At 66.1% G+C, this 14,657-nt stretch carries 14 protein-coding genes; 10 read left to right on the top strand and 4 right to left on the bottom strand.

Translation table 11 applies throughout. From position 1 onward, the window contains the following. The first annotated feature begins 71 nt into the window (after positions 1-71). The 4 genes from BST13_RS10100 to BST13_RS10085 are packed head-to-tail and all read left to right on the top strand — an operon-like array spanning position 72 to position 4,964. Positions 72-1,622, top strand: a complete 1,551-nt coding sequence (locus BST13_RS10100; RefSeq protein ID WP_083163215.1) for an arylsulfatase — start codon at positions 72-74, stop codon at positions 1,620-1,622. A 3-nt stretch (positions 1,623-1,625) separates the two neighbouring features. Next, positions 1,626-3,179, top strand: a complete 1,554-nt coding sequence (locus BST13_RS10095; protein ID WP_083163213.1) for an arylsulfatase — start codon at positions 1,626-1,628, stop codon at positions 3,177-3,179. Next, a complete protein-coding gene (locus BST13_RS10090; protein WP_083163212.1) occupies positions 3,176-4,081 on the top strand; it encodes an HAD family hydrolase in 906 nt (301 codons plus the stop codon). The genes BST13_RS10095 and BST13_RS10090 overlap by 4 nt, the downstream gene beginning before the upstream one ends. Next, positions 4,074-4,964, top strand: coding sequence for a formylglycine-generating enzyme family protein (locus BST13_RS10085; RefSeq protein ID WP_083163210.1), 891 nt, complete (start codon positions 4,074-4,076; stop codon positions 4,962-4,964). The genes BST13_RS10090 and BST13_RS10085 overlap by 8 nt, the downstream gene beginning before the upstream one ends. Here BST13_RS10085 and BST13_RS10080 read toward each other — a convergent pair. Next, positions 4,961-5,509 carry a TetR/AcrR family transcriptional regulator gene (locus BST13_RS10080; RefSeq protein WP_083163208.1) on the bottom strand — a complete coding sequence of 183 codons (549 nt, stop codon included), beginning with the start codon at positions 5,507-5,509 and terminating at the stop codon, positions 4,961-4,963. The two genes, BST13_RS10085 and BST13_RS10080, sit on opposite strands and share 4 nt — an antisense overlap. Positions 5,510-5,675: 166 nt before the next feature. Between BST13_RS10080 and BST13_RS10075 the strand changes: the two genes are divergently transcribed. Next, complete coding sequence (locus BST13_RS10075; RefSeq protein ID WP_083163206.1) at positions 5,676-6,869, top strand: cytochrome P450; 1,194 nt, start codon at positions 5,676-5,678, stop codon at positions 6,867-6,869. A gap of 3 nt (positions 6,870-6,872) precedes the next feature. Here BST13_RS10075 and BST13_RS10070 read toward each other — a convergent pair whose 3' ends face one another. Next, complete coding sequence (locus BST13_RS10070) at positions 6,873-7,148, bottom strand: hypothetical protein (protein ID WP_211296057.1); 276 nt, start codon at positions 7,146-7,148, stop codon at positions 6,873-6,875. Between the two features lie 397 nt (positions 7,149-7,545). Between BST13_RS10070 and BST13_RS10065 the strand changes: the two genes are divergently transcribed. Genes BST13_RS10065 through BST13_RS10055 form a run of 3 tightly spaced genes read left to right on the top strand, consistent with a single transcriptional unit; the run spans position 7,546 to position 10,637 of the window. Continuing rightward, positions 7,546-8,622: an NAD-dependent epimerase/dehydratase family protein gene (locus BST13_RS10065; RefSeq protein ID WP_083163202.1), complete on the top strand. Its 1,077-nt coding sequence runs from the start codon at positions 7,546-7,548 to the stop codon at positions 8,620-8,622. Next, a complete protein-coding gene (locus BST13_RS10060) occupies positions 8,619-9,383 on the top strand; it encodes an SDR family NAD(P)-dependent oxidoreductase (protein WP_083163200.1) in 765 nt (254 codons plus the stop codon). Before BST13_RS10065 ends, BST13_RS10060 begins: the two co-directional genes overlap by 4 nt. 57 nt (positions 9,384-9,440) lie before the next feature. Beyond that, the gene (locus tag BST13_RS10055) at positions 9,441-10,637 is read left to right on the top strand and encodes an AI-2E family transporter (protein WP_083163198.1); all 1,197 of its coding nucleotides are present in this window, start codon (positions 9,441-9,443) and stop codon (positions 10,635-10,637) included. Here the strand turns inward: BST13_RS10055 and BST13_RS10050 are convergent. Both BST13_RS10050 and BST13_RS10045 read right to left on the bottom strand, forming a co-directional pair. Then, positions 10,612-11,415, bottom strand: coding sequence for a dienelactone hydrolase family protein (locus tag BST13_RS10050; RefSeq protein WP_083163196.1), 804 nt, complete (start codon positions 11,413-11,415; stop codon positions 10,612-10,614). The genes BST13_RS10055 and BST13_RS10050 overlap by 26 nt on opposite strands. 16 nt (positions 11,416-11,431) lie before the next feature. Then, positions 11,432-12,055, bottom strand: coding sequence for a DUF4245 domain-containing protein (locus BST13_RS10045; RefSeq protein ID WP_083163194.1), 624 nt, complete (start codon positions 12,053-12,055; stop codon positions 11,432-11,434). 53 nt (positions 12,056-12,108) lie between these two features. Between BST13_RS10045 and glpX the strand changes: the two genes are divergently transcribed. Next, positions 12,109-13,137 (top strand): class II fructose-bisphosphatase, encoded by a 1,029-nt coding sequence (glpX, locus tag BST13_RS10040; RefSeq protein ID WP_083163407.1) that lies wholly within the window; start codon positions 12,109-12,111, stop codon positions 13,135-13,137. A 38-nt stretch (positions 13,138-13,175) separates the two neighbouring features. Further along, the gene (locus BST13_RS10035) at positions 13,176-14,591 is read left to right on the top strand and encodes a class II fumarate hydratase (protein WP_083163192.1); all 1,416 of its coding nucleotides are present in this window, start codon (positions 13,176-13,178) and stop codon (positions 14,589-14,591) included. Positions 14,592-14,657 lie beyond the last annotated feature (66 nt).

The raw sequence follows: 14,657 nt of genomic DNA, 5'->3' as shown, positions 1-14,657 counted from the left end.
CTCGCAGCGCCCGGCCTGCTCACCGCATAAAGTCCCACGGACACAGGTTTTTCCGCTACGAGGGGGCTTGCATGCCTGACGGCAAACCGAACATCCTGGTCATCTGGGGCGACGATATCGGCATCAGCAACCTGAGTTGCTACAGCGACGGTCTGATGGGCTATCGGACTCCGAACATCGACCGCATCGCCAACGAGGGAATGCGCTTCACCGACTCTTACGGCGAGCAAAGCTGCACCGCAGGGCGGGCGGCATTCATCAGCGGCCAGAGCGTGTATCGCACAGGGATGAGCAAAGTCGGCGTCCCGGGCGTCGACATCGGTTGGGCCGCTGAGGACCCCACGATCGCCGAGTTGCTCAAGCCGCTGGGCTACGCCACCGGGCAGTTCGGCAAAAACCACTTCGGCGATCTCAACAAGTACCTACCGACCGTGCACGGGTTCGACGAGTTCTTCGGCAACCTGTATCACCTCAATGCCGAGGAGGAGCCGGAGAACTTCGACTACCCCCACGAGGACCGGTACCCGCGGCTGTACAACCTGGCCAAGCCGCGCGGCGTGCTCAAGTGCAAGGCCACCACGGAGGTCTCGACAGAACCCGACGACCCGAAATTCGGCCCGGTCGGTAAGCAGACCATCGAGGACACCGGTCCGCTGACCACCAAGCGCATGGAGACCATCGACGAGGACATCGCCGACGCCACGGTGGACTACATCAAGCGCCAGCACGACGCGGGCAACCCGTTCTTCGTATGGTGCAACTTCACCCACATGCACCTCTACACCCACACCAAGCCGGAAAGCCGTGGGCAAGCGGGACTTTGGCAGTCGCCGTACCACGACACCATGATCGATCACGACCGCAACGTCGGCACGGTGCTCGACGTGCTCGATGAACTGGGTATCGCCGATGACACCATCGTCATCTACTCGACCGACAACGGCCCGCACCGCAACAGCTGGCCCGACGGCGGCACCACCCCGTTCCGCAGCGAGAAGGACACCAACTGGGAAGGCGCGTTCCGGGTGCCGGAAATGATCCGCTGGCCCGGAAAGATCACGCCGGGCACGGTGTCCAACGAGATCGTCCAGCACCACGACTGGCTGCCCACCCTGCTGGCCGCCGCCGGTGAGCCCGACATCATCGAGAAGCTCAAAAACGGCCACAAGGCCGGTGCCGACGGACAAACCGAGTACAAGGTGCACATCGACGGCTACAACCTGCTGCCGTACCTCACGGGCGAGGTGGCCGAGAGCCCCCGGCGCGGGTTCTTCTACTTCTCCGACGACGGCGACCTCGTGGCACTGCGGTTCGAGAACTGGAAGATCGTGTTCGCCGAGCAGCGCTGCCGGGGCACGCTGCAGGTGTGGGCCGAACCGTTCACCCATCTGCGAGTGCCCAAGATCTTCAATCTGCGCACCGACCCGTACGAGTTCGCCGACGTCACCTCGAACACGTACTACGACTGGCTGCTGCGACACGACTTCTTCATCTTCTACGCGACGGCGATGGCCACGAAGTTCCTGGAGACGTTCAAGGAGTTCCCGCCCCGGCACCCACCGGCGAGCTTCAGCGTGGACCAGGTGGTGGAGAAATTGCACGAGTACCTAGCAAAGGACTGACCCATGCCGAACTCAAAACCGAACATTCTCGTCATCTGGGGCGACGACATCGGGATCTGGAACCTGAGTTGTTACAGCCGAGGGATGATGGGCTATCAAACCCCCAACATCGACCGGATCGCCAATGAGGGAATGCTTTTCACCGACTCGTACGGTGAGCAGAGCTGCACCGCGGGCCGGGCGTCGTTCATCACCGGCCAGAGCGTCTACCGCACCGGGATGAGCAAGGTGGGGATGCCCGGCGTCGACGTAGGCCTTCAGAAGGAAGACCCGACCATCGCCGAACTGTTGAAGCCGTTGGGTTATGCCACGGGGCAATTCGGCAAGAACCATCTCGGGGACCTGAACAAATACCTTCCGACCGCACACGGCTTCGATGAGTTCTTCGGCAACCTCTACCACCTCAACGCCGAGGAGGAGCCCGAGCACGACGACTATCCCACCGCGGAGGAGGCCCCTCTGCTTCGCAAGGCGCTCCTGCCCCGCGGTGTCATCCACTCATGGGCCACCGAGGAAGATTCCGGCGAAGTCGACCCGCGGTACGGCCCGGTCGGCAAACAACGCATCGAGGACACGGGACCGCTGACGAAGAAGCGGATGGAAACCGTCGACGACGAGACCACCGGGGCCTGCGCGGATTTCATCAGGCGCCAACACGAGTCCAGCACGCCGTTCTTCGTCTGGATGAACATGACCCACATGCATTTCCGGACCCACACCAAGCCGGAGAGCAAAGGGCAGGCCGGACGCTGGCAGTCGACCTATCACGACACGATGATCGATCATGACCGCAACGTCGGCACGCTGCTCGACCTCGTCGACGAGCTCGGCATCGCCGAGGACACCATCGTCATCTACTCGACCGACAACGGCCCGCACGCCAACAGTTGGCCTGACGGCGCGACGACCCCGTTCCGCAGCGAGAAGAACACGAACTGGGAGGGCGCATTCCGGATCCCTGAGATGATCCGGTGGACCGGCAAGATCGCTCCCCGAAGCGTCTCCAACGAGATTGTCCAGCACCATGATTGGTTGCCAACATTTCTCGCGGCCGCCGGTGACCCGGACATCGTCGAGAAACTCAAATCCGGCCATAAGGCCGGCGCGGACGGCGAGACCGAGTATAAGGTCCACATCGACGGCTACAACCTGCTGCCTTACTTGACCGGGGAGGTCGACAAATCTCCCAGGCGCGGAATGATCTACTTCTCCGATGACGGCGACGTCCTGGGAATCCGCGCGGACAACTGGAAGATCGTGTTCATGGAGCAACGCTGCCAAGGCACGCTCGAGGTGTGGTTCGAACCGTTCACCAAGCTGCGGGCACCCAAGCTGTTCAATCTGCGCACCGACCCGTTCGAACATGCCGACGTCACATCGAACACCTACTGGGACTGGCTGATCGATCGGCTGTACCTCATGTTCTACGGCAGCGCGATCGTCAACCAGTTCCTGCAGACGTTCAAAGAGTTCCCGCCACGACAGAAGCCGGCCTCGTTCACGATCAACAACGCCGTGGAGGAACTCCAGAAGTTCCTGGCCACGCGGGGCGGGTGAGCGTGACCCCACTGGAGTCGTGGAAAGACGGGCCGGTGAAGGAAGCGATCGTCGACTTCACCGGCCGGGCTACCACCGAAGTCGCCCCTGAGGACCGGGTCGCGGTGTTCGACAACGACGGGACGCTGTGGTGTGAGAAGCCGGCCTACATCCAGCTGGATTTTCTGGTGCGCAGGCTGGCCCAGCAGGCCGCGGCCGACCCATCACTCGCAGCCGAGCAACCGTACGCCGCAGCCGCATCCGGTGACCTCGGCTGGTTCGGCGACGCCGTCACCAAGCATTACAACGGGGACGACTCGGCCCTCAAAGTCCTTGCCGGAGGAATCCTCTCGGCCTATGCCGGCTTGCCGGTCGAGGAACACGCAGCGTGCGTCAAGGCGTTCTTCGCCGAGGCGCAGCATCCGACCCTGAAGCGGCCGTACACGTCGTGCGGCTACGGTCCGATGGTCGAGTTGCTGCGCTACCTCGAGGCCAACGGCTTCACCACCTACATCGCCTCCGGCGGCGGCCGCGACTTCATGCGGCCCGTCACCACGGCGATGTACGGCATTCCACCGGAACGGGTCATCGGCAGTTCGGTCGGACTCGACTTCGCCGACGGGCACCTCAAAACCACGGCGACACCGGAGTTCCTGGACGACGGGCCGGTCAAGCCGGTGCGCATCTGGGGCCGCGTCGGCAGGCGCCCGATCTTCGCGGCGGGCAACTCCAACGGCGATATCGAAATGCTCGAGTACACCAGTGCAGGCACCGGTCCGTCGTTGAGCATGCTGGTGCGCCACGACGACGCGGAGCGCGAATTCGATTACACCGCAGGCGCCGAGAGAGCACTGGCCCTGGCCGCTGACCGCGGCTGGACGGTGGCGAGCATGCGTGACGACTGGGCGCGAGTCTTTGACTGAGCCCACCACCGATCTGGTCTGGATCCCGGCGCAGACCACCCTGCTCGGCTCCGAGCAGCACTATGCCGAGGAAGGCCCGGTGCGGTCGGTCGAGACCCCCGGCTTCTGGATCCAGTCGCACCAGGTGACGAATGACCAATTCGCACAGTTCGTTTCAGCCACGAACTACGTGACGGTGGCCGAACGCGCACCGAACCCCGCCGATTTCCCCGATGCGCCGCCGGAAAATCTGGTGCCCGGCTCGATGGTGTTCCAGCGGACCGCAGGCCCAGTGGACCTACGGCACCTCAACCTGTGGTGGCACTGGACGCCCGGCGCGTGCTGGAACCACCCGCGCGGGCCGCGGTCGTCGCTGCGCGGACGCGAGAACCATCCGGTGGTGCACGTCGCGTACGAGGACGCCGAGGCCTACGCCGCTTGGGCCGGTTTGGCCCTGCCCACCGAGGCCGAATGGGAGACCGCCGCCCGCGGCGGACTTTCCGGCGCGGCTTACACGTGGGGCGACGAGCCCGAGCAGCCCGGAAAACGGCTGGCCAACTATTGGCACGGCGAGTTCCCGTATCTACCCGAAACCGGTTACGGCACTACCAAACCGGTGGGGAGTTTCCCACCCAACGGCTACGGGCTCTACGACATGGCCGGCAACGTCTGGGAGTGGACCAGCGACTGGTACGGCGCCGACCGCTCAACGCAATCCTGCTGTGCCGCAGACAGTTACGATCCGAATCAGCCGCAGTTCCAGATCGGACGCAAGGTGATCAAGGGCGGATCGTTCCTGTGCGCCGACAGCTACTGCATGCGGTACCGGCCCGCGGCACGGCGGCCGCAGATGGTGGACACCGGCATGAGCCACATCGGTTTTCGCTGCGTCAAGCGTCCCTAGGTGAACGCGGGGACGACGAACCGGCGCAGCATCTCGTGTTCGGCGTCCGCATCGGCGCCCGGCCACACCAGCAGCGACAACACCAGGCGCACGATCCAGGCCGCCGCGGCCGGATCGTTCTCGGCGAGTCCGCTCAGTTCGGTGGCGAATGCCGCCGGGACACGTGATTCGGTCAACTCGCCACTGCCGCTGCGCAGCCAGGTCATGAGCAGATCGGCCATGGGATCCGACCGGATGAGCCGCAGCGCCACGACGATCGCCGTCACAACCCGGTCGGGCCCGGCGAGCCCGTCCACCTGACGTCGGACTTCTTCGACGATCCTGGCCGCCAGCCGGGACAGCACGGCATCGCGGATCTCGGATTTGCCGCCGGCATGCCGGTACACCGTGGCGCGCGAGCAGTGCACCCGCGCGGCGATGGCGTCGATGTCGAGGGAGTCGAGACCGTCGCGGGCCACCAACTCGGTGGCGGCGGCATAGATGCGCTCAGCGGCGTGCGCACGTCGGTCACCACCGACCAACCAATCGTCACCGCGTGGAGACACGGTAGCCACGCTATCTCAACTTGAGACAAAATCGAAGGCTGATCTCAGCATTGCCGCAGCGTGCTCGGCCGCCTTGAGACGGCGGCCGCTGCCCGTCGCCGAACCGGCATGTCAACTTCCGCCCAGCCCGTTGACGATGCCGGGAACAGGCCGTCAACCTGGGCCAATGCTCCTGGCACACGACCTCTTCGACCGGGCCTGCCTGCAAGACCCGTACGGCCTCTACGACCGCATGCGCACCGAGAACCCCGTCGCGCGCATCGGTGAATCGGCGTTCTATGCCGCGACATCATTCGAAGCCGTCGTCGAGGCCACCGGCCGCCCGCAGGACTTCTCGTCGAACCTGACAGCCACCATGTGGCATCAACCTGACGGCACGATCACCGAGTTCGCCATGGAAGGTCCGGGCGGTGCCACGCACGTGCTGGCCACCGCCGACGATCCGGTCCACGCCACCCACCGCAAGCTGGTGTTGCCCCGCCTGGCGGCCAAACGGATACGTGAGCTCGAACCGTTCATCGCCGCGACCACCGCCGACCTGCTGCCGACCGGCGACGTCGACTGGATGGCCACGATCGCCGACCGGTTGCCCATGCTGGTGGTGGCACGGCTGCTCGGGCTGCCTGCCGCCGACGCCGACCAATTGGCCAGGTGGGCGTATGCCAGCACGCAGTTGTTGGACGGTCTGGTCGATCAGGACCAGCTGACGGCGGCGGGTATCGCGGCGGTCGAGCTCGGGGGCTATCTGGTCGAACAGTTCGGGCGGGCCTCGGCGCACCCGGGGGACGATCTGCTTGGCGATTTCGCGACGTACTGCGCCGCGGAGCGGCTCGGCACGGATACCGCCGCGTTCATGCTGATCCAGCTGGTCAGCGCCGGTGCGGAGTCGACGGCGTCGCTGATCGGCAGCGCTGTGCACATCCTGGCGCAACGGCCGGACGTCGCCGACCGGCTGCGTGGGGACGTGAGCTCGGTCCCGATGTTTCTGGAGGAGGTGCTGCGGTACGAGTCACCGTTTCGGGGCCACTTCCGGCACGTGCTGGCAGATACGGCGCTGGCGGGGACCGCCATGCCCGCCGGATCTCATCTCCTGCTGCTGTGGGGTGCGGCCAACAGGGATCCGGCGGCGTTCGAGAACCCGCACGAGTTCCGAGTGGATCGTGCCAATGCCAAGGGCCATCTGGCGTTCGGGCGGGGTGCGCACTTCTGTGTGGGCGCCGCGCTGGCGCGGCTTGAGGCGCGGGTCGTGATATCGCAGTTGCTGGCGGATCGCGGCGTCATCGAGCCGACCGGGGACGCCGATTGGCTCCCCAGCCTGCTGGTGCGCCGGCTGAGCCGGCTGCCGCTGACTGTGCGGTGAGGCTCAGGCCAGTTGTGGGTCGGCGGCGATGCTGTCGTCGTCGACGAACACCAGGCCACCGTCATCGAGGTTGACGGCCCATCGTCGGGCCGGCCCGACGCTCCGCTCACCGGCGATCTCGACGGCGGTGCCTGCCAGATCCGCGAAGTCCTCGACGACGACCCCATGTAAGGCATCGTCGGTTCCGGGATACACCGTGACCGGTGTGCCCACAGCTATCTGACCGGCAACCTGTTCCGATCCGCTGTCGTTAACCCCCGCTACGACATCTTCTGACATTCCGCACCTCCCCAATTGTCGACGAGTGCAACCGAGTACATCACAATCACCTGCGATCTGCTCGTTTTCTTTTCTTCTCCACAGCCACAATGCAGACCCATCAGGCAAACTGACAAATCGGAATATGAATGGCCGTCGGGCAAATCGTCACAGAAACGATGACAGGGCGCGGGTCATCACATTCCGACTCTGATGGTGATCTAGATCTCATGCATCCATGGCAACGCCGCCTGCATTCGCCGTACCGATCCTCTGCCCAGCGCAGTCCCCGTATGCACGTTGCTGACCGCCGGCAAGCGAAGGATGGTTCGACAGCCTTCAGAAATCACCTCCGTGACAGTGACGCGCGCCACAGCACGGTTCGCTACTGTTGCAACACGTTCTAGCGAGGAGGCCCATGTCGGGAGACACCGTTCTGGTGACCGGAGCGTTCGGACTGGTCGGGACGAAAGTCGTACAGACACTGGCCGCCTCGGGACGCGACGTCGTGGCGACCGATCTCGACGTGGCGCCCAACCGGAAAGCGGCCACCCAGCTACCTTCCGGCGTGCGGGTGCGGTGGGCCGATCTCACCGACACGGCGGCCGTCGACGCGCTCGTCGCCGGGGTCTCCCCCGCCGCCATCGTTCACCTTGCGGCGATCATCCCGCCGTTCTGCTACATGCGCCGCAGCCTGGCCCGCAAGGTCAACGTCGAGGCCACCGCCGCACTGTTGCGCGCGGCCCAGGCGCAGGCCCAACCGCCACGGTTCGTGCAGGCCTCCAGCGTCGCGGTCTACGGTGCCCGCAATCCGCATCGGATCACCGATCTACTGACCGCGGACACCCCGACCAATCCGTCCGACATCTACGGCGCCCACAAGGTCGAGGCCGAAGCCCTGGTGCGGGCGTCCACACTGGACTGGCTGATCCTGCGCCTGGGCGGGGTGATGAGCTGCGAGTTCAGTCTCGACATCGATGTCGACCTCATCTCGTTCGAGAGCGTGCTGCCCGCCGACGGACGTCTGCAGACCGTCGACGTGCGCGACGTCGCCGAGGCTTTCGCGACGGCCACCACGACCGCGGACGCCAACCATGAAGTGCTGCTGATCGGCGGCGACCCGCAGACGCATCGGCATATCCAGTCGGCAGTCGGCTCCCAGGCGGCCGCCGCCATGGGGATCAGGGGCGGTCTGCCGATCGGCCGGCCCGGCGATCCGGACAGCGACACGGCGTGGTTCGCCACCGACTGGATGGACACCACCCGCGCACAGGACGTGCTCGGCTTTCAGCATCACTCGTGGAGCCAACTGCTGGCCGATACCAGCGCCAACGCCGGATGGAAACGCTTCCCGATCGGCCTGGCCGCACCGCTGATCCGCGGGTTCCTGCGATCGAAGTCCGCATACAAGGACTATCCCGGCCAGTACGCCGACGTGTGGAACGCGATAGCCAAGAAGTGGGGCGACCCGACTCCGGACATGGCCGACGCATGACGGGCCGACGGGTCGCATTGGTCATCGGCGCCGCGTCCGGGATCGGCTGGGCCAGTGCGCAGGCGCTGGCCGACGACGGCTGTCGCGTGGTGCTGGCCGATCGCAATGCCGAGGGTGCGGCCGCCCGGGCCGCCGACCTCGGCGGGCCACACACCAGTGCGTACGTCGAGGTCACCGACGAGGAAACGGTGCAGCAGCTGTTCACCGAAGTCGGCCCGATCGACGTCGTGATCAACTGCGCGGGGTTCAGCAATGTCGGGTTGATCACCGACATGCCCGTCGACCAGTTCCGCTCGGTCGTCGACGTCTGCCTCACCGGCGCATTCATCGTCGCCAAACACGCCGGTGCGCGCTTGCCGGAAGGCGGTGTGCTGGTGTCGATCTCGTCACTGAACGGGCGCCAGCCCGCAGCCGGGATGAGCGCCTACTGCGCGGCCAAGGCGGGGTTGTCGATGCTGACCCAGGTCGCGGCCCTCGAACTGGGTCCGCGCGGCATCCGGGTCAATGCAATCGCGCCGGGATTCGTGCACACGCCGCTGACCGAGCCCGCGGCGATGATTCCTGGCGTGGTCGAGGACTACGTCGAGAACACCGCGTTGGGCCGGGCAGGCACTCCGCAGGACATCGCCGCGGCCGTGGTGTTCGTCTGTTCACCGCAGGCGTCGTGGCTGACCGGTGAGGTCATCGACCTCAACGGCGGTGCGCATCTCAAGCGCTACCCCGACGTGCTGGGTCACGTCATGAAACTCGCCGGGGCGTAGCCGGCGAACGACGAGCCCGCCGGGCGATAAGGTCAGCGCAACGGCGGGAAAGGCGGCATGGACAACCAATTCACGCTCACCCAGAGACGCGCATTGGCGGTCACCACCGTCATCGCACTGTTGCTCGGCGCCTACTTCCTTCGCAGTTTCTTCATCCTGATCGTGATGGCCGCCGTCGGCGCCTACCTGTTCTCCCCGCTGTATCACCGATTGCTGCGCCGGTTCGGCACCGGGCTGTCAGCCACCCTGACGCTGCTGTGGGCGCTGTTGCTGTTGATCGTGCCGGTGTCGCTGCTGGTCTTCCTCGGCATCGTGCAGGTCACCCAGATGGTCAACGCGGTGAGCAATTGGGTGGCCGGGACCGATCTGAGCACGCTGGGCACCCGGACCCTCGATCTGGTCAACTCCCTGCTGGAGCGGGTGCCGTTCCTGCACATCCACGTCACCGCGGAATCGTTGCGCGGCACCATCGTCACGCTGTCGCAGCGGATCGGCGAATGGCTGCTCAGTGTCCTGCAGGGCGCGGTCGGCGGGATGGTCGGCGCCATCACATCGTCGATCATCTTCCTGTACGTGTTCATATCGCTGCTGGTCAACCAGGACAGCGTGCTCACGTTGATCCGTCGGCTCAACCCGCTCGGCGAGGAGATCACCGACCTGTACCTGGCCAAGACCGGCGCCATGGTCAAGGGCACGGTCAAAGGTCAGTTCGTCATCGCGCTGTGCCAGGGCGTGGCAGGCGCGATCTCGATCTACATCGGCGGCTTCCACGAAGGGTTCTTCATCTTCGCGATCCTGCTGACCGCACTGTCGGTGATCCCGCTCGGCGGCGGCATCGTCACCATCCCGTTCGGCATCGGGATGGTGTTCTTCGGCAACGTCGCGGGTGGCATCTTCGTGGTGGCGTGGCATCTGCTGGTCGTCACCAACATCGACAACGTGCTGCGCCCGTTCCTGGTACCGAAGACCGCGCGGCTTGACCCCGCGCTGATGCTGCTCGCGGTCTTCGCGGGCATCTCGATGTTCGGTTTCTTCGGCCTGGTGATCGGCCCGGTACTGATGATCATCATCGTCACCACCGTGAGCGTCTACCTGGCGGTCTACAAGGGCGTCGAGTTGGAGGTGCACGAGGCCGAGGCGCCCCGCAAACGGCTGTGGTCCCGGTTCCGCACCGGCACCACCAAGACCGCCGCTCCGCGGGAGGAGACCGCCCCGGCCGCCGGACCCGCTACGCCGCCGTCAGACGAGTCTTGAGGAACTCGACCACACGCTTGCGCGCCTCGTAGGCGGGATGCCCGTCGACCTCGCGGACCTGGTCGGTGAGCACCGAGTGGGCCATCGGCGAAATCCCGTGCGAATTGCCCTTTTTCGAATCGATCTCGATGACCTCGAACGCATCGCCGAGCCGCGACTTGAGCGTCCCGAACCGCGCCCCGGGCGCCAGGCGGTCCTCACTGAAGCGCAGGCCCAGAGCGCACAGACCGTCGTTGGCGGCACGTTGCTCGATGATCTTGAGCTCCTGCTCGGAGAGCCCGGGGTCCCGGCGCATCTTCGCGGTGAGCGCGATCGGCGCCGACGGCTGGCTCAGCACCGGGGCCAGCACACTGTCGTCGACGGCGGCGGCCAGCGCGAACCCACCGGTGAAGCACTGCCCGATCACGCCGACGCCCTTACCGGGTGTGCTTGCGTTGAGATCGCGGGCCAGTGCCCGCAGGTAATGCGCGACGGGCCGGTCGGCATTGGTCGCAAACGCCGCGAATTCCTTTGTCACACAAGCCTTCATCATCACCGGGACCGCGCCCGGACGTACCGCGGGTGCCCCCGGGGTGCCGAACAGTGACGGGGCGGCGACGGTGAACCCGTTGTCCACCAGGTGATTACCCAGCGCCAGCACGCCGGGATGCAGGCCGGGGATTTCCGGGATCAGGACGACTCCCGGCCCCTCCCCTTTGCGGTACACGTCGTAGGTCTGGTCGGCCGCCGAGAACGGTGCGACGGTCCAACCGGTGAGATCAGCTTCTGGTGCGGTCATTCACCAGCTCCATCCGTTATCGCTTGACGGGAAGTGGCGACTGCTTCTGCGTCGCCGCTGCCAGCGTACGGTACTCATCCGTACCACCAGCTCCCGTGATCGCGATCTGCACCGGACCGGCCAGGCGCGTCGTCCACACCGACTCGGGGCTTTCGCTCTCGTACACCACCCAGGTGACGCCGTCGACGTTCTGGGTGCCTGACGGATATCCGCCCGCCTTGATCGAGGACACCAACGCGGTCTCGTCGGCGTTGCTCTGGGTCAGGCTCAGGTACGCCCCGGTGGGTGTGAGATAGCCGACCCGGGACCACACCGCCCGCCCACGCTGCCCGTCGGGCAACGTCGCGCCGCTGTCGATGCTGCCGCGGCTACCGGAATTGGCCTGCCAGCCGGCAGGCAGCTGGGGAAGCCGCAGCGGGATCTTGAGCGCGTCGGCGTCGGCACGCAACCCGGCCGCGGCGTCGTACACCGGCGCGGGACCGCGGCCCGGTCCGTCGGTCGCCAGCGAGCACATGCCGAGCATGCCGGCGAGCACGATACACGCCAGTACCAGCGGCGCCATCGACCAGAACATGTCCCGGCCGTCCTGCAGCAACCGGGACTTTTCCGGCCTGGGAACCGGGGTGGGCTGGGTGGTCATGGTTGCAGTATCCCAGCTCGCAGCGCGCAGGCCGGTTCTGGGAGAATCAGCCCATGAGTCCCACTCGCGGCGAAGCCCCGGATCGCAACCTTGCCCTCGAACTCGTCCGGGTAACCGAGGCGGGAGCCATGGCCGCAGGCAGGTGGGTCGGCCGCGGCGACAAAGAACGCGGTGACGGCGCCGCCGTCGACGCCATGCGGGAGCTGGTCAACTCGGTCTCCATGCGCGGCGTCGTGGTGATCGGCGAGGGCGAGAAGGACAACGCCCCGATGCTCTACAACGGGGAGGAAGTCGGCAACGGCGATGGCCCCAACTGCGACTTCGCCGTCGACCCGGTCGACGGCACCACCCTTCTGAGCAAGGGCCTGCCCAACGCCATCTCCGTGCTCGCGGTCGCAGAGCGCGGCGCGATGTTCGACCCGTCGGCCGTCTTCTACATGAACAAGATCGCCGTCGGCCCCGAAGCCGCCGACGTCATCGACGTCACCGCCCCGATCGGCGAGAACATCCGCAAGGTCGCCAAGGCCAAGCGGCTCTCGGCCGAAGACGTGACGGTCTGCATCCTCGACCGGCCCCGCCACGAGAAGCTGATGGCCGATGTCCGCGACGCCGGCGCCCGGATCCGGCTGATCACCGACGGCGACGTCGCAGGCGCGATCGCGGCCTGCCGACCCAACTCGGGTACCGACATCCTGGCCGGCATCGGCGGCACCCCCGAGGGCATCATCGCCGCGGCCGCCATCCGTTGTATGGGCGGCGCGATCCAGGCCCAGCTGGCGCCCAAGGACGACGCCGAGCGGCAGAAGGCCCTCGACCGGGGCTATGACCTCGACGCGGTACTGGTCACCGATCAGCTGGTGTCCGGCGAGAACGTCTTCTTCTGCGCCACCGGCGTGACCGACGGCGACCTGCTGCGGGGCGTGCGCTACGCCAGCGGTGGCTGCACCACGCAGTCGATCGTCATGCGGTCCAAGTCCGGCACCGTCCGGATGATCGAGGCCTACCACCGGCTCTCCAAGCTCAACGAGTACTCCGCCATCGATTTCATCGGTGACGCGGCCGCAGTCCGTCCCCTGCCGTAATCCACCCGAACAACTCCACCGCACACAAAAGGGAGCACATGTCCGCCGACAGCGCAGTCGAAGGTGAATTCCGAATCGAGCACGACACCATGGGCGAAGTCCGGGTGCCGATCAACGCCCTGTGGCGGGCTCAGACCCAACGAGCGGTCGAGAACTTCCCGATCTCGTTCCGCGGGCTGGAGCGCACCCAGATCCGGGCGCTGGGCCTGCTGAAGGCCGCGTGTGCCCAGGTGAACAAGGACCTTGGTCTGCTGGCACCGGAGAAGGCCGACGCGATCATCGCCGCGGCCGGGGAGATCGCCGACGGACTGCACGACGACCAGTTCCCCATCGACGTCTTCCAGACCGGTTCGGGCACCAGCTCGAACATGAACGCCAACGAGGTGATCGCGTCGATCGCAGCGCGCGACGGCGTGACGGTGCACCCCAACGACGACGTGAACATGTCGCAGAGCTCCAATGACACGTTCCCCACCGCCACGCACATCGCGGCAACGGAAGCCGCTGTGCGCCACCTGATTCCGGCACTCGAGGTGCTGCACGCCTCGCTGGCAGCCAAGGCCAGGCAGTGGCGGACCACGGTGAAGTCGGGCCGCACGCACCTGATGGATGCCGTGCCGGTGACACTGGGCCAGGAGTTCGGCGGTTACGCACGCCAGATCGAGGCAGGCATCGAACGGGTCAAGGCAACGCTGCCCCGCCTGGGTGAGCTGGCCATCGGCGGCACCGCCGTGGGCACCGGCCTCAACGCGCCCGACGGTTTCGGTGCCAAGGTGGTCGAGGTGCTGGTCAACGAAACCGGCCTTGCCGAATTGCGGACCGCCGTCGACTCTTTCGAGGCTCAGGCGGCACGCGACGGGCTGGTCGAAGCGTCCGGCGCCCTGCGCACCATCGCAGTGTCGCTGACCAAGATCGCCAACGACGTGCGGTGGATGGGCTCGGGGCCGCTGACCGGTCTCGGCGAGATTCAGCTGCCGGACCTGCAGCCGGGCAGCTCGATCATGCCGGGCAAGGTCAATCCGGTTCTGCCCGAGGCGGTTACCCAGGTGGCCTGCCAGGTGGTCGGCAACGACGCCGCCATCGCCATGGGCGGGGCTTCGGGCGCATTCGAGCTCAACGTCTACATCCCGATGATGGCACGCAACCTCCTGGAGTCATTCACGTTGCTGTCCAACGTGTCTCGACTCTTCGCCGAGCGCTGCATCGACGGCCTGGTGGCCAACGAAGCGCACCTGCGCGAGCTCGCGGAGTCCTCGCCGTCCATCGTGACGCCGCTGAACTCGGCGATCGGTTACGAAGAAGCCGCCAAGGTCGCCAAGCAGGCCCTGGCGGAGAAGAAGACCATCCGGCAGACCGTGATCGACCGCGGGCTGATCGGTGACAAGCTCTCGGAGGCCGAGCTCGACAAGCGCCTCGACGTTCTCGCGATGGCGAAAGTGAAGGACGGCCAGTAACTTTCCCTGCGCGAGCAGACGCAAAGGTCCCCCGACACGCCGATGTCGGGGGACCTTTGCGTCTGC

This window comes from Mycobacterium aquaticum (genome assembly GCF_002086485.1).
Lineage (GTDB): Bacteria > Actinomycetota > Actinomycetes > Mycobacteriales > Mycobacteriaceae > Mycobacterium > Mycobacterium aquaticum.
Note: the sequence above shows the minus strand (reverse complement) of the source record. Positions and strands in the feature narration are given on the sequence as shown.